This window comes from Streptomyces sclerotialus, from assembly GCF_040907265.1.
GTDB classification, from domain to species: Bacteria; Actinomycetota; Actinomycetes; order Streptomycetales; family Streptomycetaceae; genus Streptomyces; species Streptomyces sclerotialus.
Window position 1 is genome coordinate 7,335,980 of the sequence record NZ_JBFOHP010000002.1, and the last position, 23,509, is coordinate 7,359,488.

Annotated in this window: 6 protein-coding genes; 5 read left to right on the plus strand and 1 reads right to left on the minus strand. The window is 66.6% G+C overall.

Annotated features, from left to right (window positions below; genetic code table 11):
- The first annotated feature begins 69 nt into the window (after positions 1–69).
- The 5 genes from AAC944_RS32280 (at position 70) to AAC944_RS32300 (ending at position 21,853) form a co-directional block, all read left to right on the plus strand.
- Positions 70–3,249: a DEAD/DEAH box helicase gene (locus tag AAC944_RS32280; RefSeq protein ID WP_030609365.1), complete on the plus strand. Its 3,180-nt coding sequence runs from the start codon at positions 70–72 to the stop codon at positions 3,247–3,249.
- On the plus strand, positions 3,246–8,735 hold the full coding sequence (locus AAC944_RS32285; RefSeq protein ID WP_030609361.1) for a hypothetical protein: 5,490 nt from the start codon (positions 3,246–3,248) through the stop codon (positions 8,733–8,735). The genes AAC944_RS32280 and AAC944_RS32285 overlap by 4 nt, the downstream gene beginning before the upstream one ends.
- Positions 8,732–15,439 carry a DEAD/DEAH box helicase gene (locus AAC944_RS32290; RefSeq protein WP_030609357.1) on the plus strand — a complete coding sequence of 2,236 codons (6,708 nt, stop codon included), beginning with the start codon at positions 8,732–8,734 and terminating at the stop codon, positions 15,437–15,439. Before AAC944_RS32285 ends, AAC944_RS32290 begins: the two co-directional genes overlap by 4 nt.
- Positions 15,436–17,745, plus strand: a complete 2,310-nt coding sequence (locus tag AAC944_RS32295; RefSeq protein ID WP_030609354.1) for a UvrD-helicase domain-containing protein — start codon at positions 15,436–15,438, stop codon at positions 17,743–17,745. Before AAC944_RS32290 ends, AAC944_RS32295 begins: the two co-directional genes overlap by 4 nt.
- A 667-nt stretch (positions 17,746–18,412) precedes the next feature.
- Positions 18,413–21,853: a type ISP restriction/modification enzyme gene (locus AAC944_RS32300; protein WP_368396602.1), complete on the plus strand. Its 3,441-nt coding sequence runs from the start codon at positions 18,413–18,415 to the stop codon at positions 21,851–21,853.
- A gap of 149 nt (positions 21,854–22,002) precedes the next feature.
- Here the strand turns inward: AAC944_RS32300 and AAC944_RS32305 are convergent, their stop codons facing one another.
- Positions 22,003–23,427, minus strand: coding sequence for a hypothetical protein (locus tag AAC944_RS32305; RefSeq protein ID WP_030609350.1), 1,425 nt, complete (start codon positions 23,425–23,427; stop codon positions 22,003–22,005).
- Between the last annotated feature and the right edge of the window lie 82 nt (positions 23,428–23,509).

A 23,509-nucleotide genomic window follows, 5' to 3' on the forward strand; every position in this document is an offset into this window, starting at 1 on the left:
CCGCAGACTTCCCCCTCTGCACGAGCAGACTGTCCACCACGAGTACACAGTCCATCCAAGGAGCATCACGTGACCTCGGCGAAGCAGCCCGAGATACCTGCAGCGGGCGCCGCCGACCCGGCGCGGTCGGGGTACCCGGCCGGCGTGAGGCCGGCTTTCGCTCCCGGCGCCCAGATACGTGTGCGCGATGAGCAGTGGCTCGTGAAGTCGGTCGCGGAAACCTGCGACGGGCTCATGGTCGAGGCCAGTGGTGTGTCTTCGTTAGTCCGTGGCACGGACGCGGTCTTCTACTCCGGGCTCGACCAGATCGAGGTGCTCGACCCACGTAAGACCCGGCTTGTGCCCGATAGAACCTCCAAGCACGCCAAAGCCCGCCTCTACCTCGAAGCGGTCATCCGCAAGACCGCGTTGCCGCAGACGGAGCACGGCATCGCGCTCGCCGACTCCTTCCTCATGGACCGGCAGGAGCATCAGCTGCGTCCAGCCGAGCTGGCGCTGTGCATGCGCAATCCGCAGCCCCGGTTGCTGATCGCCGACGTGGTCGGTCTGGGCAAGACGCTGGAGATCGGCATCACGCTCGCGGAGCTGATCCGTCGAGGGCGCGGCGAGCGCATCCTCGTGGTCACGCCCGCCCATGTGCTGGAGCAGTTCCAGCGTGAGCTGTGGACGCGCTTCTCCCTGCCACTGGTGCGCCTGGACGCCACCGGCATCCAACGCATCCAGCAGGAGATCCCGGCAGGCCGGAACCCGTTCGCCCACTTCAAGCGGGTCATCGTCTCCGTCGACACCCTCAAGTCAGCGACGTACGCCCACCACCTTGAGAACATCACCTGGGACGCGGTGGTCATCGACGAGTCGCACAACCTCGTGAACAAGGGCACCCGCAACAACCGGCTCGCCCGCCGCCTCGCCGAGCGCACGGATGCGCTGGTGCTGGCCTCCGCCACCCCGCACAACGGGGATGCCGAATCCTTCGCTGAGCTGATCCGGATGCTCGACCCGGCGGCGATCGCCGACCCCAAGAACTACAAGGTCGCCGACCTCGACCACCTCTACATCAGGCGGACAAAGACCGACCGCGAGGTACGTGACAGCCTCAAGGGCAAGCCCTGGGCCGAACGCGGTCCCTCCCTGCCCGTGCCGGCTCCGGCGACGCCGAAGGAGATCGCCGTCCTGGAGAAGCTCGCGAGCGAGTGGACCCCGGGGGACCTGAACCGTTCATCGGTCTGCGCCGATCCGCTGGTCGGCTACAACTTCCTGAAGGCGTTCCTCTCCTCCCACGTCGCCCTGCGGAAATCCCTCGCCAGTCGCCGTGAGTATTTGGACAACCCGAAGCGGGGTACGGCGAAGGGCGGCAAGGTCAGGACCGCGGCGGACGACCCCGCCCGCCGCGCCGCTCTCGCCGCCGAGAGCAAGGCCCTCGCGGAGCTGGAGGCACTGGTCGCGGACTTCACCGACCAGGACTCCGCCAAACTCGCCGCGCTCGTCCGCACACTCAAGGACGACCTCGGCGTCGGACCGCTCTCCGAGCGCCGCGTCGTGATCTTCTCCGAGCGCGTCGACACCCTGGACTGGCTGGCCCAGGAGGTCCCGGCCCGCCTCGGCTTCAAGAAGAGGAATCAGGCCAAGCCAGACCCGACTCGCCCCTGGAAGGCGTACGACGGCGCCGTCGAGGTCATGCACGGTGACACCACCAACGACCAGCAGCAGCAGGAGATCGTCGACCGCTTCGGTCGGCGTGAGGAGCCGGTGCGGCTGCTGTTCACCGGTGACATCGCCTCCGAAGGCGTCAACCTGCACCACCAGTGCCACGACCTCATCCACTTCGACCTGCCCTGGTCCCTCATCCGCATCGAGCAGCGCAACGGACGCATCGACCGCTACGGGCAGGCGGTGAGTCCCGAGTTCCGCGCGCTCATCCTCACCGCCGACGTGCCCTGGCGGCGCGACGAGGAGACCGGCGAGATGCTCACGCTCGATGACCGGCTCGTCGGCACCCGTCTGCTGCGGCGCGAGGCCCAGGCGCACGAGATCGAGACCGGCGAGGGCAGCGCCGAGGCCGTCACCGGGCTTTACAACGACAAGAAGGAAGAGGACCGCCTCACCCGCGACCTCATTAAGGGCGGCACCGTCGAACGCTCTATCAAGCAGTCCCAACAAGAGTCCGGCGGTGTCCTCGCCGGACTCCTCGCCGGCGCCAATGCCCGGCTCGCCGACCCGACGGCCGCTCCGGCCACCGTCGGCACGGCTCCGGTGCCCGAGGCCGACGTTCCCCATGTGTTCGCCGACACCAAAGCGTACTTCCAGGCCGCGGTGGATCTCATCTACCCACCGGCCGATCGCGAGGCCCTCGACTGGAAGCCCGAGACGGCGGGTGGCCGCATCGAGTTCACTCCGCCCGACGACCTGCAGTACCGCTTCCGGGAACTGCCGAAGTCGTACTTGGAGCAGGAGAAGATCCTCACCACCCCCAAGTACGAGGGCACGCTGCGTATCACCTTCGACAAGAAGTACGCCGCCGACCGTCTGGAAGCTGCCCGCAACGCCAAGCAGGGCAAGACCGACCAACCCACCTCCCAGTGGCCGAACGTCTCCTACGTCTCCGACATCCACCCCGTGCTCGACTGGGTGACGGACAAGGTCCTGGCCAAGCTCCGCTACGACGAGGCGTTCGTCCTCGCCTACCGGCCTGACGCCAACAGGGCCAAACGGATCGACGCCTCCCTGCCCGCGGTCCTCACCGGCCCGGTCTACCTCCTCCAGGGCGTGTACTCCAACGTGGCGGGCAAGCCGACGGTCGTGGAGTGGATGGCCGTAACCGGCCTCGCCGAAGCCACTCCTCGTGTATGGCGCATGGACTCGGCATTCCTCGCCGCCTGCGGCGTCGGCCCCGACATGCCCGGCCGCGGTCGGCCCGTCGACCCCGGCCTCCTCCAGGCCCTGGTCCCCGCAGCCGTCGACGTGGCCGAGACCCATCTGCGCGAGCGCCGCGCCGACTACGACAAGCAGGTCGACTCCTACCTGGCCCCGTACGAGGACCGGGTGCACGTTTGGGAGCAGGGCGCCCTGATTGCCGTAGGCAACCAGGAGCGCCGCCGCCGGCAGGTGTACGACACCGCAGCACGCCGCCGCGAACTCGTACGCCGTCTGCGTACCGATGGTGACCCGATGCTGCGAGTCCTCGCCGTTCTCGAACCCCTCCACACCACTACCGTGTCCGCCACGCAGGCCGAGGAGTCCGCACGATGAGCTACACCTACGACTCCTTTGCCAACCGCGGCGAATACCTCTCCGCCCACTACTTCAGCGAAGAGCTGGAGAACACCCTCAAGAAGAGCAAGGCGGGAGAAGAGGGCCTGTTCACCCTCTGGACCAACCGCGAGACCGACCCGCACGACCCACGGCCCACCCCCCGCGAACTCCTCCCTCAGCTCCGCGGTGAGTACCAGGCCACCGTGCGCCCCTTCCTGGCCTCCCGCGCCAAGCAGGAGGGACTCAGCAGCACCTACGACGACCCGACGGGCAAGTGGGCCGAGCACCTCACCACCTGGCACACCGCCGTCCTCAAAGCCCTCGGTTACGGCGGCGACCGGCCCGAGCCGATCACCGTGCACAACGCGGGCAAGGACTACGAGCTCCAAACCGCCTGGCACGGAGACGGCATCATCGCCCTGGACTGCGGTTGGACTGACGGTCTCGACCACGCCCTCGACCCCGAGAAGGCAGGACGGCTCCTCCACCCCCTCAAGGCCGCCGACGGCCTCCTCGAAGTCGGCGAGAAGCTGACGGGCTGGCTGTTCCAGAGCGAGCTGCACGAGCCCGGCGGTGACGCACCCCGCTTCGTCCTGCTGCTCTGCGGCGGTGTGCTCGTCCTGGCCGACCGGGGTGCCTGGGCCGAGGGCCGCTATCTCGCTGCCAGCCTCGACACGGCGCTCGCCCGCAACGACACGGCGAAGGCAGGCGAACTCGCTCTGCTCGCCGCCATGTTCTCCCATGACATGCTCGCGCCCCGCCCGGACGGCAAGGGCCGACGCATCGACGACCTGCTCAAGGCGTCCCGCGACAACGCCGTCGGAGTCAACTCCGACTTGCGTAAGGGGCTCCAGCGCTCCGTCGAAATCATCGCGAACGAGGTTCTGGTCCGTCTGCGTGAGGCGGACGTCGAGCCGCGGGAGATCGAGGACCCCAAGCAGGGCCCGTTCGCCAAGCAGCTCACCCGCGAATCGCTGCGCTACCTCTACCGCATCCTCTTCCTCCTGTACGCGGAGGCCCGCCCAGAACTGGGCATCCTGCCCGCTGACGACTCCACGTACGAGGCCGGCTACTCGATCGCCCGACTGCGCGAGCTGGTGGCGCGAGAGCGAAAGCTGGTCGACGAGGAGAGCTGCAAGGGCTTCCACCTCTACGCCTCCCTCGACGTCCTCTTCAACAAGATCAACTACGGCCACCGCCCGCACGGCACCGAACCGGACGACCACAAGCCCGCCGCCGAGCGCAGCGAGCGACGCGGCCTGCGTTTCGAGCCGCTGCGCAGCGAGCTGTTCGACCCGAAGGCCATCACCCTCATCGGCACCCGCGTCCTCGACCCCCGCTGGGACGAGGACGGGAACGAGGAGCCGCGGTGGCTGGACCTGCGCCTACGCAACGAGGCCCTGCACCAGGTGCTGCGTCTGCTCACCATGAAGGAGGCTGGCCAGAAGGGGAGACAGGGCGGCTTCATCTCCTACCGCAACCTCGGCATCAACCAGCTCGGAGCCGTCTACGAGGGTTTGATGTCCTACACCGGCATTATCGCCGAGGAGGAGCTGGCCGAGGTCGCCAAGCCCGGCGCGAAGAAGGGCGACAAGCAGTACGGCGACCCCGAGAAGGGCTCCTGGCTCATCCCCGCGGACCGGCTGAAGGACTACCGCGAGAACACGCATGTCGTGTACTCCGCCCAGGACGCCGAGCAGTACGGCTTGCGCGGCCCGAAGAAGTACGCCCCGGGCACGTTCGTCTACCGCTTGGCCGGCCGTGACCGGGAAACCTCCGCGTCGTACTACACCCCTGAATCCCTCACGAAGGTCACCGTCGAGCTGGCGCTCAAGCACCGCCTCGACCAGGAGAAGGACGCGGACGGCAACACCGTCCGGACGCGGGCGAGCAAGCTGTTGCGCTACACGATCTGCGAACCGGCCCTGGGCTCTGGTGCGTTCCTCAACGAGGCGATCAACCAGGTCGCCGAGGAGTACCTGAAGCGACGCCAGGAGGAACTGCGCGTCAGCCTGGACGCGTCGGAGACGCTCGACGCCAAGCAGAAGGTGAAGGCGTACATCGCCCTCCATAACGCGTACGGGATCGACCTGAACGCGACGGGTGTGGAGCTTGCCGAGGTTTCGCTGTGGCTGAACACCATGCACCCGGGCATGCGTGCGCCGTGGTTCGGACTGCACCTGCGGCGCGGCAACTCACTTATCGGCGCGCGGCGTTGGGTGTACGAGGCCGACCGCATCAAGAAGGAGCGGACCATCGGCGCGCAGACACCGACCAAGCTACCGTTCCGAGCGCCGGAGGACGGGGCGGAGCAGCCGCTGCCGGACGGGGCTGTGCATCAATTTCTTCTGTCCACGCCCGGGTGGGGTTCGGTCGCGGGGACGAGCGGCGATGCGAAGAAGCTGGTCGAGCAGCTCGCCGGGCCGCAGGTGGAGAAGCTGAAGGCGTGGAAGAAGAGCGTCCAGACCAAGCCCAAGACGACGGGCGGCAAGAACAGTCAGCTCGCCCGGTTGCAGGCTGCGGCTCGTCGGGTCGAGTTCCTGTGGCAGCTGGTCGCCAAGCGCATGGAATTAAGCGAGCGAGAGATCGCCCGCACCATTGATGTGTGGGGTGCCGATCGTGAGGAGGATGCGGAGGAGTACGCCTTCCTCCGCTGCGACAAGCGGAACGCCGAGCAGAGCTTGCCGCTGACCAAGGAGCAGGTCTTCAAGGACCTCTTCGAGGCGGAGGGCTCTCCATACTGGCGGCTCAAGCAGGTCATGGACGCGTGGTGTGCGCTGTGGTTCTGGCCGCTGGACAAGGTGGGGCTGCTGGACGGGTCGGATGCGGAGTACGGCACGGCACCGGTGGTGACGGCGCGGGCGGGTGCCGACCTGGATGCGTTGCTGTCGTCGGTGGCCGGGCAGGCCGTCAAGGTCGATCAGCCGCCTGTTCCTGAGCCGACACCCGCGCCTCGATTCGTCGAGAACGGGCTCCTGTTCGCCATGGACGGGGACCAGATGTCCTTGGGCCAAAGCGTGGATGACGACGGGCTCGTGGAGAAGAAGGAGGTCAAGAAGGCGCGTAGCTCCTCCGCTCCCAAGAAGGCCGGCGGCTCGGCGCGTCGCCGGGAGGTCATCCCGCTCGCAAGCCTGGACGACTGGATCGCCTTCCTGGAGTCCATGGTGGGCACGGGACCGATCCCGGAGAACACCCTTGCCACGACTGTCGACTCCCTCAAGGAGCTGAAAGCTCTCGAAGACCTGATTCAGGCTGAGATGGGCATGGATGATGCCCGGAAGGCGGTCGAGACGCGATATCCGTGGATGCGTGTCGTCCGTGACATCTCCGCGGAAAAGGGCTTCCTGCACTGGGAGTTGGACTTCGCCGGTGTGTTTGCTGGTGAGGCGGGAGGCTTTGATCTACAGGTGGGTAACCCGCCGTGGGTGCGACCGGAATGGAAGGAGAATCCGGTCCTCGCGGAGTACGAGCCGTGGTTCATGCTCACGGAGAAGCCGAAGGCGGAGCAGAAAAACCGGCGGCGGGAGGCCGAGCTGGCGCGCGAGGAGGTGCGGAAGTACGTACTCGGTGAGGTGACGAATACGGTGACGATGGCGAGCTACCTGTCGGCGTCACCCGTTTACCCGCTGATTTCGGGAAGCCGTCCGGATCTATACCGGGCATTCATGTGTGAGGTATGGGACCACGCGGCACATGGCGGGACAGTCGGGATGGTGCACCCTGACACCCACTTCGCGGGGGACAACGAGGCCGTGTTACGGGCTGCGGCATACCGACGGCTGCGTGTGCACGGTGACTTCGTCAATGCAGGCAATCGCTTCTTCCCGCCGCCTGTGGGTCGGTCCAGCCACTTCGGCGTGCACATCTACGGGGACGAAGGGGAAATTTCCTTCGACTCACTGTCGTGGCTCTTCACTGTAGACGCGCTCCGGGCATCCGCCACCGCCGAAAACATCGGTGACGATCCCGGTGTCAAGTACAACGGGGACTGGGACGAACGACCTCATCCGAAGCGTGTCGTCCGCGTGACTCCGGACACGCTGAAGCGGTGGCGCCGCCTCGCAGGTGATGAAGGGCCCCTGGAGCACACGCGTCTGATCACGCCAGTGAGCACGGCGGAGGACCCGGCGATCGATGCGCTAGGGACCTACCCCTTGCGTCTCGGCACCCTTCAACCTGACGTCACGCAGGGATATAACGAGACCACATCAAAGAAGGTGCAGTTCGGCCCGAACAAGAATCTGCGGCTTATCGACTACAACACTGGCGTCGACGGCCAGGAGGACTACCACGCGATGGCGTGGAGCGACGTCATCCTCAAGGGCCCGCAGATCGGCGTTGCCAACCCGATGTTCAAGCAGCCCAGTCAGGGCGGTGGCGAGGTACGCGGCCTTAACCCGAGAGCGCTCGCGGACGACGCGGTGCCGGAGTCGGAGTACCGGTGCGTGGCTCCGCGCGATGTGTTCCTGGGTGAGCAGGACAGGTGGCCGGACTGGGAGAGTTACGAGAAACTGCTCGAGTCGCAGGAGGAGCGTGCGCAGGCTCGGCTTCGGATCGCGGAGAAGTGTCAAGTCGGGCCAGAGGAGGTCGAGGACGAGCAGGTCGAGAAGTTCCTGCTTGCCAAGGCAAGTTACCCCTACAGCGAAGACTTTCGGGTTGCGTGGCGCGAGAGAGTCGCGCCTGACACTGAGCGCGCGCTCTATGGAGCGCTAATCCCGCCTGGGACAACGCATGTCCACGCGGTGCGTTCTGCGCGACTGTCGACAAGGAGGCTCACTGCGCTTGCTGCGGGCTACCTAGCCGCGCTGCCTATCGACTACCTGCTTCGGACCGCAGGAGTCGGACACCTCGACGTTGCTCAGGCCAGGCGACTTCCGGCACCGCAGAGCGAACACCCTCTCGCCCCTCCCCTCCTCCTCCGCACCCTCCGTCTCAACCTTCTGACCACTGCTTACGCCGACCTCTGGGAAGAGCTCTACGACCCCAAGTGGTCCGGCTACGAGCCCTGGGCGCTCAAATGGCCCAACCTCAAGACCGAACTGCACGACGTCACGCCCACATGGCAGCGCGACACCCCCCTCCGCACCGAGTACGCTCGCCGCGCCGCCCTGGTCGAGATCGACGCACTTGTCGCCGTCTGGCTCGGGATCGACGCGGACACACTCATCGTCATGTACCGGGCCCGTTACCCAATCACACAGGACTTCGACCCAGTGACCTGGTTCGACGCCAACGAGCGGAAGATCGCCGGAGGCCGGTACACGTACGGCTTCGACCAGACCAAGGACCACTGGACCCAGTTCGAGGCCTACCAAAAGGACCCCGAAAGCGCCCCCGTCCCCGACGGCTACACCGCCCCCTTCTACAAGGCGAACCGCGAGCGCGAAATGCGCGAAGCCCACGCCTACTTCAAGAAGCGCCTCGACGAAGCCGTAGCTAAGGGTCTCTGGGACCCGCAGAAGATGGAGGTCCCGGGCAAGTGAGACCGACCCTTGAAGCACAGGGACTCAAGGAGAGCCTCCTCCAGTACCTGTCCACGACGTACGGCCTCGCGGACGAGGGCGCCCGCAAGGCCCTGCACGCTTTTCTCGGGAACGAGAAGACAGGTATGTTCCGCGGCCCGTACCTCCGCCTGCGTACGCCCTTCACTCCGGCTGAGGATGGCTGGCAACAGCACCTGGACTGGGTACGTACCGACGGCTGGACACCGTACGCCCACCAGGCCCGCGCCTTCGCCCGGCTCACCTCGAAGGACGGCCACAACCCTCAGCCCACCCTCGTCACCACGGGCACGGGCTCCGGCAAGACCGAGTCGTTTCTCTACCCCGTACTCGACCACTGTGCCCGCGAGCGCGCCGCCGGGAACAACGGGGTCAAGGCCGTCTTCCTCTACCCGATGAACGCCCTTGCCACGGACCAGGCGGCCCGCATCAACCAACTGCTCACCGACTACGACGAGTTAAGGGGCGTACGCGCGGGCCTGTACATCGGGGACAAGGCGGCGACGCACTACGACCGGGTCTACACCCGCCGCCAGGACATGCAGCTGTCCCCGCCGGACATCCTGATCACCAACTACAAGATGCTCGACCTGCTCCTGCAGCGTGCCGCCGACGCGCCGCTGTGGGACGGCAGTGACATCCGATACGTGGTGGTCGACGAGTTCCATACGTACGACGGCGCGCAGGGCACCGACGTGGCCATGCTGCTGCGCCGCCTTGCTATCGCTGTTGGTGCCAACCAGTCCGGCAGGCCGCTCGGGACGATCACTCCCGTCGCCACCTCCGCGACCCTCGCTTCAGGCACCGATGAAGACGGGGTGCGCCAACTCCTCCCGGTGGCCACCAACGTCTTCGGCGCCCAGTTCACCGAGGACGCGATCGTTGGCGAGGAGCGGCTGACGGTCGACGAGTTCATGCTCGACGAGTCGATCCCGGATCCGAAGTTCCTTCCCGGCCAGGCCACGCCCCCTGAGACTCTGACCACCTTGCCGGACCCCGCATCCGGCCCCGAAGCGCTCGCCGACCTCGCCGAGGCCGTCACCGGAAGCCGCACCACCGAGCCGGTTGCCCTCGGTGCCGCGCTCAAGCGCAACCGGCTCACGTACGCGGTTCTGAACGCCTTCGACGGCACGGTGCGTACCTACGACGAGGTGCTCGACGTGATGCGCCGCAGTGGCGCGAAGAGCTGGGACGAGGCGATCACAACGCGGCCGCAGATCGCCGCCCTGGCGCTCGCCCGCTTCGTCGCTCTACTGTCCGTGGCGCGGGCCCCGGAGGCGCCGGCCGCGCTCAGCCGTCCCCTCGTTCAGGTCGAGGTGCATCAGTGGGCGCGGTCGGTCACGCGCATGCTGCGTGGTGTACTGCCGTGGCCGAAGGCCGAGTTCGCCTGGGATACCGCCGGCACGCAAAGACAGCTGCGCACGACGCCCGACACGACCACCTCGCGCGACACCAAGACCTTCCTGCCCGCGGTGTACTGCCGCGAGTGCGGGCGCTCCGGGTGGTCGGTCCTCGCTCCGGAGTCGGATCTGGAGGAGCTCAACTTCGAGGCGCACAAGATCCGCCGGGCCACGGTCACCGCCGAAAAGGCCAAGGTGCGTACGCTGGTGGCGGCCACCGACAGCGAGGCGCGTGAGGGCAACGGTCGTACCGCCATGGACCGGGCGGCGCAGAGGACGCTGACCACCGGCGGTGCGGGCGTGCTGATGGTGCTTGACGGGCTCTCTCGCCGCCTGCGTCTGCCCGACCCTCAGCACGATTACGACGACGAGGGCAACCCGCAGCCCACCGGCCCCGACTCGGCCTTCGTCCTTGTCCAGCTCGGCGACACCGCGGAACGCGCCGCCAAGGACGACTGGTGCCCGGCGTGCGGCACGCACAACGCAATCCGCTTCCTCGGTACGGGTGCTGCCGCGCTCGCGGCCGCGTCCGTCACCCAGCTGTTCACCGGCGGGGAGATGGACAAGGAGCAGCGCGAGACGAAGACGCTGATGTTCAACGACTCGGTGCAGGATGCCGCGCACCGGGCCGGTTTCGTCGCCTCACGTTCGTACACCTTCTCCCTGCGGGCGCTGTTCACCAAGCGTCTCAGCGAGCAGCGGCCCAGTGCCCTCAACGACCTCGTCGCCGATGTCGTCGCGGCCACCACCGATCGTGAGACGCTCGCCGCTGTCGTCCCGCCGGACCTGCACGACGACACGGGTGTGGCGCGTCTGTTGTCGGGCAGGGGACGCGGCGGGGACAAGAAGACGTGGGACCTGATCGGTGAACGGTTCGCGTTCGAGGCCGTGATGGAGTTCGGCCACCGGTCCCGCAATGGCCGTACCCTCGAACTGACCCGCACCGCGGCCGCCTGGGTGGATCTCCCCGACGAGCGGGCGGCCGTGGCGCTCGTACGGGCCGCCCACGGGGAGTCCACGCAGCGCGGGTCGGCCTTCACCGAGCACGACGACCCCCGTTATCTGGCGTTCCTGCGCGGCCTGTTGGAACGGCTGCGTACTCGGGGGGCGATCGGACACCGGTGGCTGGAGAAGTTCCTCGACGAGGCGGGCACCAGCCGGTACTTCATCTGGGGCGGCCGTCCGCGCGGTATGAAGGCCTTCCCCAAGGGTGTCTCCGCGCCGAGTTTCCTGCTTGCGCGGCCCAAGCAGAGCAGTGAGTTCGACTTCGCCGCCGGGCGACTGTCCTGGTACCAGACCTGGGCGCAGCGCTGCTTCGACATGACCCGCGAGCAGGCCGACGAGTTCTGGGTGCGGCTGCTGCCCCGGCTCATCGACGCCGGGCTGCTCGCGGCACGGACCCCACGGAACACGGCCGTCCGGCTCTACGGCCTGCAACCGGGCGCCATTCGCTTGCAGTTGTTGCCCGATGCCCAGGTCAATGTGTCGTATGTGCGCTGCCCGAGGTGCTTCTGGGAGCAGACCGTCCATCCCTCGCTGCTGGCGCAGTATCACGGGCAGCCCTGTCAGGCGTACCGCTGCGCGAACGGTCGGCTGGTCGCGGGTGACCGGTGGCTGGAGACCGTCGACCGGCACGACAGGGACCGTGACTACCGCGACGACTACTATCGCAGCCTGTACCGGCGGGCCGGCACCTACCAGGTCATCACCGCCGAGCACACCGGTCTGCTCTCCCGCGGCAAGCGGGAACGTGTCGAGGAGGCCTTTCGCGACGGCCAGGGCTTCAACGACCCCAATGTGCTGTCCTGCACGCCCACGCTGGAGATGGGCATCGACATCGGCGATCTGTCCGCCGTCGTCCTCGGAGCCCTGCCGCGTCGGCCGGCCAACTACGCCCAGCAGGCGGGCCGGGCCGGGCGCCGTACGGGTAACGCCTTCCTGCTGACGATCCCCGACCGTTCCCGCCGTGACCTCTACTTCCTGGACCGGCCGCGGGACATGATCGACGGGCGGATCGTGCCGCCCGGCTCGTACCTGTCGGCCATCGAGATCCTGCGTCGCCAGTACACCGCCCACCTCCTTGACTTTGCGGCGCGCGGCCGACTGTTGCGCGAGGACGGCAAGCCGCTGGCCGCGCTGTCGCGCCGGGTCGACGAACTGTTCGGTCCCTCCGGCTACCTTGCCGACTTCACCGAGGCCGCCCTCGCCAATGGCGAGGAACTCGTCGAGGGCTTCCTCGCGCTGTTCCCGACCGGTGTGAGTGAGACTGCCAAGGAGGAGCTGAAGAAGTACGCGGTACGGGGCATCCGCAGCGCGATCGAGAAGGCCGAGCGGGAGTGGGAGCGCGAGAACCAGAAGCTGCGCACCCGTATCCGTACGATCCGCGCGGCGATCGACGAGCTCAAAGAAGGTGACGACGAACAGGCGCGCACAAAGGCGGAGTTGGAGGCCGAACTGGGCGCCCTCTCAAAGCAGGGCGCCGCGCGACAGCGTCAGCCCGCCCAGACCGTGCTGTGCGACCTCGGTCTGCTGCCCAACTACGCTCTCATCGACGCCACGACCACCCTCGATGCCACCGTCTTCTGGCCCGAGGGCACTACACCAGAAGGCCGGGTGCGCTACAAGTCGAAGTCGTTCTCCTACGGGCGTCCGCGCGGCTTCGCCCTGTCCGAACTCGCCCCCGGCAACACCTTCTACGCCGAGGGCTACAAGCACCGGATCACCGGCATCGACATCGTCACCGGTCGGGACCGGGACTGGCGCCACTGGCGCTTCTGCCCCTCGTGCGGCTACGTCCGCACCGAGGACGCCGAGAATGACATGTCACCCTGCCCGCGCTGCGGCGAGACGGGTATCGCCGACTCCGGCTGTCTCCGGCAGATCGTCCAGCCCAGCGTCGTGACGGCCCGCGACAAACGTGAGGACGCCAGGATCGGCGACGAGAGCGACGACCGCGACCGTCGCTTCTACTCGGTCGTCGACATGGTCGACATCGCCCCCAAGGACTTCGTCCAGGGCAAGTCCTGGCGACACACCAAGGAAATCTTCGGCGTCGACTACACCCGCCGGGCCTTCATCCGCCGCGTCAACGCCGGGCCGCTCAGCATCGGCGCCCAGGAGAATGACCAGCTCGCCGGGCGGCCCGTGCGGATCGCGCCGTTCCATGTGTGCACCGCCTGCGGGGCGACGAGCGCCGACGGGCGGCCGGTCTTCGACGACGACCGCGACGCCGTGGACAACTCCGCCAACCGTCAGCGCGAACTCAAGCACCACACCCCGTGGTGCCCGCTGCGGCGTGGCAAGAAGGGCGTACCCCAGGAACCCGTCCTGCTCGCTCACGAGCTGGAGACCGAGGCCCTGCGCATCCTGTTGCCTGCCGCGACTGTCCTCGTCGAGGAGAAGGTCCACTCTTTCCAGGCGGCCCTGCGCCTCGGCGTGAACGATGCCTTCGGTGGCGACCCGCAGCACCTCGACAGCACCCTCGCCACCATGCCGGACCGCGACATAGTGGAGAAACGGCACTTTCTGGTGCTGTACGACCGTCTCCCGCACGGCACCGGCTACCTTGACCGGCTCACCGACCCCGCGAACTTCCGGCAGGTGCTCGAAGGCGCGCGCCGGCTCCTCGTGGAGTGCCCCTGCAACGGGGAGGGCGGATCGGCCTGCCACCGCTGTCTGTACCGCTACGCCGACGAACAGCACATCGAGCGCGTCTCCCGCCAGGCCGCCCTGGAGATCCTCGATGAGCTCCTCGGCACTGACACCGACGCCTGGGCTACCAAGCCGGTCGGCAACACCGACCAGATCGGTCTCGACGGGCAGGTGGAGTCCGACCTTGAGGCACGCTTCCTCAGGGCCCTGCGCGGGTGGGCCGGACAGCGCGCCGACGCCGTTCTGGAGGAGAGCGGAGACAACAGCGCCTATCTGCGTCTGGACGAGGCCGGCACTGTGCACGGCTGGCGCCTGACCGCTCAGCGTAACGAGGGGTACACCCGTACCGACTTCACCTTCGAACGCGCCGACGGCCCCAAACGAAAGATCACCGTCTACCTGGACGGACACCATTACCACGCCACCCGCCGTCACAACCGGCTCGCCGGCGATGCCGACAAGCGCAACCGGCTCCGGGCCGAAGGGCGCGCCGTCTTCCAGCTGACCTGGGGCGATCTCGACGCCTTCGAGCGGCTGACGAACACGGCGGAGTCTTCCGCGGAGCGGGAGCCGGCCGAGCCGGTGTGGCCGCCGTATCCACGCAGTGCTCAGGATCTGGCCAAGCAGCTCTACGCCGAGCGTGGTGGCGAGGACCTCGCCGTCACCGCCTTCACCGACCCGATGAGCATGCTCCTCGCCTACCTGCGCAGCCCCGACGACGGGGCCTGGGGCAAGCGGGCAGCGGCCGTGGTCGGAGGGCTTTTCGGGACCGAGAAAGAGATCCTCGTCGGCAGCGGCACTCCCGACCAGTCCCGCCGGATGCTCGACCACCTCCTCGGTGCCTGGGGACACACCGACGGAATCGACCCGGCACCCGAACAGGGCACGGGCACGCTCAACCTGTTCCAAACCTGCGACCAGTCCGGTCTCCCTATAGCCTTCCTGGTCGACGGGACCACCGGCCACTGGTCTGCCCTGGCCTGCCTCGACGACAGCGAACCCGACCAGCTCGGCACACCCGAACACAAGGCGCGCTGGCGCTCATGGCTCCAGTGGTCCAACGTCCTGCAGTTCCTTGCCCACGACGGAGGCGACGGCGTCCAGTTGACCACCACGACCGCCGGCCGCTTCGACACCGCGACCCTCAAGGCCTTCGGCGGCCTCGGGGAACTCGAATCTCTCGTCGTGCGGTACGGCACCGGGACATCCGCACCGCAGTCCAAGCCCTCGGAGGCGTCCAACGACACGCCTCTCGAAGCGGCCTTGCGGGATCTGCTGTGGGACCGGGAGATCCTCGAATACCTCGACGAGGACGAACCCGACGCCCCGCTCACCCGCCTCGCCCATGCACTGGCTGACGGCGGAAAGAAAGCCCCCGCATACGGCTACGAGCTCGGCCAACGCGGTTGGCTCGCCGACTTCGCCTGGGACGACGGCGACCTGCGGATCGCTGTCATGGCCGAGCCGCACGACCAGGAGGACGACGAGAGCGACAAGACTTGGCGCGCCTACCGCGACGCCGGATTTACTATCCGCTCGGCCGACGACTGGCTCGCCGATCTCGATGTTCTCCTCGCAACCCTCCCCGAGGCCACCGTCCGCCCCGACTCCGAAGAACAGAGTGCCGCACAATGACCGCACGCCTCAGTCTCTACCAGAAGGCCGAAAACGAGCTCTACAAGATGGACTCGTCGGTCAAGACGAAGTTCTACGACTTCTGTCACCAGTTCCGCCTCGACCCCGATCACCCCAGCATCGATCTCAAGCCCCTGAAGGGCGACGGCCGTATTTTCCGCGCCAAGATCGACCGCTCGTACCGGGCGCTTCTCGCCCGGGCCGGTGTCGGCGCCGACGGAGTGCAGCAATGGCTGATCGTCGCCGTCCGCCATCGCAAGGACGTTTACGAAGAGCTCAGCGTCGCCATCAACCGGATCACCGGTGAGATCGAGTTCGTCGACCTCGGCGTCGTCGGCCAGAGTGTCCTCCAGCGCGCGGGACTCCAGCTCACTCCGGCCCCGGACGGGCAAGCCGCACCGACGGAGCCCACGCGCGCGCCGGTTGTGTCGCAGGAACCGGCCGCCCCTGTCGAACCGCTCCTCGTCAGCTGCACCCCCGAGGACCTGCGCCGGCTGGGTGTCGCCGACGCCCTTATCGACCTCGCCCTCACCGTCACGACCGACGAGGAACTCGACCAGCTCATCGCCGGCGCCCCGCGCCTGACCGCCGAGGTCCTCACCGGGCTCGGCTCCGGCATGTCCGTCGACGAGGTCGAACGCGAGATCACCCAGCCCGCTTCCGCCGAGCTCGAGCCAGGCTTCGAGAACGACATGGCGGCGGCCCTCACCCGCACCGCGGTCACCACGGTCGACGACGACATCCGCAACGTCCTTGCCGAGGGCGACTTCCGCGCCTGGAAGGTCTATCTCCACCCCACCCAGCACAAGATCGTCGAACGTAATTACAGCGGCCCCGCCCGCGTCAGCGGCGGACCCGGAACCGGCAAAACCATCGTCGCCCTGCACCGCGTCGCCCGCCTCGCCGCTGCTCTGCCGCCCGGCCATGGCAAGCCGATCCTGCTGACCACATACACCAAGAACCTCACCGCCGACCTGCGCGCCCGGCTCACTTCCCTCATGGATTCAGCGCTGCTGGACCGTATCGACATCAAGCACATCGACCAACTCGCCCAGAGCGTCCTCAACGAGAACACCGCGCCCGGTTCCCAACGCAGCCTGATCACCGACGACAGGGCCCTGGGCGTGTTGCGCGAAGTCCTATTCGAACACGACGAGCATCGCTGGGACGGCGAGTTCCTCTTCGACGAATGGGAACAGATCATCCTCGGCCAGTCCCTCGCCACCCGCCAGGATTACTTCAAGGCCCGTCGCGCCGGCATGGGCCGTGCCCTCAACCGCCCCGAACGCGCTGCCGTCTGGAAACTGCTCGACCAGTTCACACTGCGCCTGAACGGACTGGGCCGCGAGACCTGGGCCCAGTCCGCCGAACGCGCGGCCCGCTACGAGATGGAACGCGCCCGCAAAATCCAACTCCGGGCCGAACGCAAGGAGGACATCGGCGGTGGCGACCTGTCCCACCTCGACGACAACAGCTCCGGGATGCGCTACCTGCGTCACCGTTACCGGCACATCATCGTCGACGAGGCCCAGGATCTCAGCCCCGCCCACTGGAAGATGCTGCGCGCCATGGTCGCGCCCGGCCCGGACGACCTGTTCATCGCCAGCGACACGCACCAGCGGATCTACGACCGGCAGGTCACCCTCTCCACCGTCGGCATCAACATCCGCGGCCGCTCCTCGAAACTGACGCTCAGCTACCGCACCACCCAGGAGATCCTCGACCAGGCAGCCAAGGTCGTCCGCGGAGCCACCTACGACGACCTCGACGACGGCACCGACAGCCTGGAGGGCTACCACTCTCTGCTGCACGGCCCGGCCCCCGAGTACGTCGCCTGCGCCGACTGGACCGACGAGATTACCCAGCTCGCCGAGGCTCTCAAGCAGTGGCGCGCGGAAATCACCGAACCGGCCGAGGACGGCACAGCACGCGACCCCAGCGGCACCATGGCCGTGTGCGTCGCCGATGGCGAAATGGCCAGCCGCGTAGCCGCCGACCTGGAAATCAAGCACGGAATCACCACGGCGACCCTTACCAAAGACGGACCGCAGGGCGGCGGTGAAGTACACATCGGCACAATGCACCGCTTCAAGGGCCTCGAGTACCAAAAGCTCGCCATCGTTGGGGCCAGCGATGGAATCCTCCCGCGCTCCGCCCTAACCGAGAAGTACGCGACGACCGATCCCAAGCGCTACGAACGTGAGCTGAAGAAGAGCCGCAATCAGCTCTTTGTCGCCACTACCCGAGCCCGTGATGCGCTGCGCGTCTCCTGGCATGGCAGGCCTAGCCCGTTCCTACCTGTATAGGTTCGATCTGGCTCTGTTGCGGACGTGCTCATCGCCTCAGATAGGCATTTGTCTACGCCGTGGGGGCCAACCGACGCCGTGCTCAGTACGAGCAGTACTTCGCCTTCGTCTTCCACCCCAGCTGACCACATCGCCAGGTGCTGGAGCAGCCGGGAATCGGCGTAGAGAGCACTGCTCGTACTGAGCATTCGTGCGTCGTCGTACCTATGGCGTGTAGCGTGCGGATCGCCTTAGCGGAGCTTGGCGGATACAAATGCCGATAACACAGACCGTCGGGTTCGATTGAGTTTCCTGGGGTGACTTTCCGGTCTTCCGAGGAGCAGTTCTCCTGCGCATGATGCGAACCATGTGATGAGGGCGTGTCACGCCAGCGTGGATGTGATCCCACAGGTGCGCCGGTGACGGTAAGCCATCGCGTCCCGCGTGCACGTCCGCGAGGACGCCTCGCGCACTGGCAACGTCTACGTCGGCTATTGCAGTCTCCTCCTGGCCAACACCAGCATCTGATTTCCCGGCGGTTACGCAACGCCCCGTCCGTGCCCCTCGCGCGCCCCCTGTGCGCACTTAGGTGGCCTGTTCGCCTCCAGCAGGCTGTGTCTACGGTGATCCACCGAGAGGCCACAGTCTGGAGGGGGACAAGGTGCTGGATGAGTGGATAAGAGCTCGCGTGGCGGACTTCGGATCCGAGTGCAGGGAGCGTCTGCGGGTCAGCGACACGGAGGCGTCCATCAGCCTGCCGGTGGCGAAGCTGGTGGAGGCTTTCGGTGCGCGCTGGAAGCTGAGTCCTCGTCTTCACCCCGAGTACCCCTTGCCCGAGGCCCGGGTGCGTCCGGACTACGCGGTGGAGACCGCGGGGCGCATCACCGGCTTCCTGGAGCTGAAGGCCCCTGGGCACGACGTCACACCCGACGGCTTCACGAAGCGGGACCGCGAGCAGTGGGAGCTGATGCGTCGGCTACCCAACGTGCTGTACACCAACGGCCACACCTGGTGCCTGTACCGAGGCGGGCCGCGGCCCCTCCGCACGGTCCGGCTCGAGGGTGATCTCTACCGGTCCGGCAGACGGTTGCGTACCGGTGAAGCCCACGGTGCGGTGTTTCGGGATCTACTGCGGGAGTTTCTCGGATGGCAGCCGCAACGCATCACCACCGTGAGCCAGTTGGTGACGTCCATCGCTCCGCTGTGCCAGTACCTGCGCGAGGAGGTGCTGGAGCAGCTTGCCCTCGAATGCAGAGCGCCAGACGGTCTTGGCAGCCGACGGCGTGCCCCCAAGCCCTTCACCGCTCTCGCGCACCACTGGAGCAAGGTGCTCTTCCCCTCGACCGATGGCCAGGCCCCCGACCGCCTCTTCGCCGACCGCTATACCCAGACCATCGCCTTCGCTTTGCTGCTGGCTCGCATCGAAAACGTACCGCTCGCTGGGCGTAACTTCGCTGACGTCGCACGTGAGTTGAAGGCCGAGAATACGGTCATGGGCCGAGCCCTGCAGTTGCTGACGGAGACGGTAGACGACGAGTTCGCCCGTCGCATCGACACGCTCGTGCAGGTCATCGATGCCGTCAACTGGGAGGCGATCCGAGCTCAGAAGCCCGACGCCCACGTTCACCTCTACGAGAATTTCCTGCAGGAATACGATCGCGAGCTCCGTAAACGCTCCGGCACGTACTACACCCCGCCCCGTCTCGTGAAGGAAATGGTCCGCTTCACCGATGCCGTACTGCGCACCCGGCTGGGTTGCGTGGAAGGGTTCGCCGACGAGCAGGTGACGATCGTCGATCCCGCCATGGGCACGGGCACATTCCTCAGCGAAATCATCGACACAGTCGCCGAGGAGCGCTCCCGACGCGGGGAGGGTTTCCGGGGCGAAGCGGTGGAACAACTGGCGGGCCGGCTGATCGGCTTTGAACGGCAGATGGCCGCCTACGCGGTCGCCCAGATGAGGATCACCCAGACCCTCCGCGAGCAAGTCACCGACACTCAACTCGGAGATCTGCGACTCCATCTCGCCGATACCCTCGCAGACCCCTACGAGAGGGCCACGCTCTTTACGTTCCTGCCTGATGGCGATCCGCTGGTAGAGAACACACGCAAGGCGGACTGGATCAAGCGGGAGCAAAAGGTCACCGTCATGATCAGTAACCCGCCGGACCGGGAGAGAGCCGAAGGAGAGGGCGGCTGGGTGGAGAAGGGCCGTGAGGGTGACGACAGACCACCTTTACTCGATGACTTCCGCCTCGGTGGCAGGAACGGAGTGCATGAGAACAAGCTCAAGAACCTGTACGTCTACTTCTGGCGCTGGGCCACCTTCAAGGTCTTCGAACAGCATCGTTCCGAGTCGGACCGCGGAATCGTCGCCTTCATCAGTACCGCAGGCTTCCTCAGCGGGCCCGGTTTTCGGGGCATGAGGAAGTACCTGCGTGAGACTTGTTCGGAGGGCTGGATCATCGACCTCAGTCCAGAGGGAATCCAGCCACCAATGCGGACTCGCCTCTTCGAAGGCGTACAGCAGCAATTGACGATCGCCGTGTTTGTCCGCAGCAGGGCCGAGACTGAGCTCGCCCACATCAGGTACGTCGCGTTGGACGGCAATACCCGTGAGGAGAAGTACGCGCAACTCGAGGCTCTCGGGCCGGACAGTGACCAGTGGCGGTCGGTGCGCCAGGACGCCCACGCCCCGTTCACGCCCGCGGCACACGGAGCCTGGGATACCTATCCCGCAATGGACGATTTGCTGCCATGGACAGTGCCCGGCATCCTACCGAAGCGGACGTGGGTCTACTCCCCGGACTCCGACATGCTTCGCTCCCGATGGCGGAGGCTGACCACCGAGACGGATATTGCCGAGAAGCGCGCCTTATTCCGGGAGACTCAGAGCCGTAGCGTCGACCGGCAGGTCAAGCCGCTCCCGGGTTCAGCACAGCAAAGGCGGTCGATGCTAGAGGCAGGCTCCGAGTGTCCAGAGCCGGTACCTGTAGCCTTCCGACCTTTCGATCGGCAGTGGATCATTCCAGACAACAGGGTCCTCGACAGATGCTCGCCGGAGCTGTGGGAGAACCGGGCCGACGGGCAGATCCATATCGTGGAGCAGCACTCCGAACGTTTCGGCGACGGCCCCGCTACTCTATTCACAGCGCTGATGCCGGATATGCATCACTTCACTGGCTGGGGCGGTGGCAGGGTAATCCCCCTCCTGCAGAAGGATGGCACCCCCAATGTGACCCCCGGCCTTCTCCAGCACCTGCGTAACTCCTTCGGGGGTCTGCCTGTCACCGCCGAGGACTTGGCCGCGTACATCGCGGCAGTAACCGCCCACCCCGGCTTCCGCACCCGCTTCGATGACGAACTCACCACCAACGGCGTCCGCGTACCACTAACCGGTGACGCCACACTGTGGTCGGAGGCGCTGCACATTGGGCGGAAGGTGATCTGGGCCTCGACCTTCGGAGAGAGGTTTGTGGACCCGGCGGCGGGGAGGCCCGGTGGACCTCGGCAGGTCTGGACGACTGCGCAGCCAGCGATCACGTACCGGAGACAGGTCGGTAGGGACGAACTCCCCGAGGGCTTCGTCTACGATGCCGACGGGTCCGAACTCCGCGTCGGGCAGGGCGCTTTCGGGCCGGTGACTCAAGAGATGCGGGATTACCAAGTCAGCGGACAGAATGTTCTCGACGGCTGGTTGAAACGCAGGACGGGACCACCGTCCCGTAGGGCCGTCAGTCAGCTGGATCACATTCGGCACGACCGATGGCGCCCCGCCTGGAGCGAGGAACTTCAGTACGTGCTCGCTGTCCTCTGGCATCTGGTCGAGCTGCAGTCGGCTCAGAATGAGCTGCTCGACGGTGTTCTCATGTCACCGCTGGTCAGTGTCTCCGAGCTGCAGCGTCGGAACATCCTGCCCGTCCCGGACACTGCACGACGTTCTGCCCCCGCACCGATACAGCCCGATCCCATCCCTGGGACCGAGGGCATCGAGGCGCGCGAGCCACACGCCGTCAGGCCACTCACCGCGGAGAGGGACTCTTCGACCACCGCTCCGATGACGCGGTCGCGGGCGAGCCGGAAAGCCGGCGCTAGGCAGGCACCCCGCAAGAAGCGAAAAGAGCCGTAGAACTGTTGCCTGAACCGCTGCCATGGACAAGATCGCCGGAACACCGCCCGAGAGAGGAAGGGCGACCGCGCTCCGGCAACCTGCATGAGCACGCTCGTGGAGCCTCGCCCTAACCCCTCTGACCGGCACGTTCGAAGATCGCGAACCGCTTACTGCTGCTGCGAGGTGGGCGGGGAGTAGGAGTTCACCTTCGGCCTTTTCTTCGCACTGCGACTGCGGGCGCGCACGGCCCGTTCGCGGGGCGTCTCGTTGCTCGTTTCGAATCCCAGCATGACACTGTACCCCTCGCGGGCACGCTGCAGACCGAAGTCCCTCAACTGCTCGACGCTGGTCCCCACGGTTCCGACTCGGCCGAGCTTCACCAACTCCGCGAACTCCGAGCCGATGAGGTAGCTGACCGTCCTCTCGTAGCTGAAGATGCGCCCACCCCTGGGTCCGAGCGTGCAGTCGTCCTCCAGGAGGACGCGGGCGTAGGAGAGGGGGATATACATTCCGTGGGCCAGCTCGGTGCTGGAAGCCGCCCCGTTCCGCCAATGTGCGAACTTCAGAAAGCACGCGTCCGGGGAGAGGCGCCACTCGTGAGAGCGGGCGGGTTTTGAACTGAGCCGTGAAACCTGTTCCAAGCGTTCCATCTGATCCAAGAGTTGCTTGTTCACCCGGTATTCCTTGCGCCGGGGTTCCAAGCGCTTGTACTGGACGAAGACGAAGCTGTGCGTGGGGTGGTGGTAGTAGATCATGTCCGTGCCCAGTCGGCTCTCGACCGGGGTGGCGTTGACGTTGACGACCTCGAGACGGCGTCCTGTGGAGTCTTCCAGTACGTGAATGTCGCATCGCACGTCGCCGCGTTGTCGCCAGTCGTCGAAAAGGGCCGCTTCGCCGCCCAGCCCGGCCCGTACGTCATGGTCGATCAGACTGTTCTCCACCGGGTCCGGGATGAGTCCCGCAAGGTATGGCTCATCCCGGGACGCAGGACGTCCCCAGGCCGACAGCGCGGAGTGGGGGAAGTCGGCTACCCGGGTGAGGGACTGAGCCGCGTCCTTCTGTTCCTGCCACGCACGGTCAGCCGCGTCCTCGACGTTGAAGACGAGCGGGTTGAGATGGGCGAGTAGCCAGTCGATGTACCGGGCCAACTCGGGGTGACGTCTCAGGAGGGCTTCCCGCAGAACGTGCCAGGTCGTCATGCCGCAGTGGCCCGCGCTTTCGGAGAGGGCTCGCTCCACGTGAGCCCGGTAAGTCGAGGGCAGGGAAGCGAGGATTCCGTCGGGTCCGTCCAGGGGGACCGGCTTCGGACATCTACGCATGGGCTCGATGGTGATGCTCCTGTCGACCGGTCCCACGGTGTTGAAGCGCTGGACCGCCCCCATCCAGGTGATGAAGCGGCCGTGCTCGGCGACCCCATCGCGGCCGTTGTTCGCGGAACGAGACCGCTTGTCGCAGACCAGGAGCGCTAGCCGGGTACCGGTATCGGACGTGTCGAGCCCGGTGGGCAGTCCTTTCGTGAAGCGTTCCGAGACGAGCCAATCGTCTTCGTTGTCGGCCATCTGGTCCGGAGTGAGGGTCACTATGTACGTCACGAGCGGACCCTACCGATGCGGCCGGCACCGTACATATCCGGAAGGCCTTATTCCGTACGCTGAGTATCGTACGGACACGCTT

Coding starts and splice junctions, on each gene's coding strand:
- AAC944_RS32285 (WP_030609361.1), top strand. CDS start 3,246: ATGAGCTACACCTACGACTCCTTTGCCAACCGCGGCGAATACCTCTCC.
- AAC944_RS32295 (WP_030609354.1), top strand. CDS start 15,436: ATGACCGCACGCCTCAGTCTCTACCAGAAGGCCGAAAACGAGCTCTAC.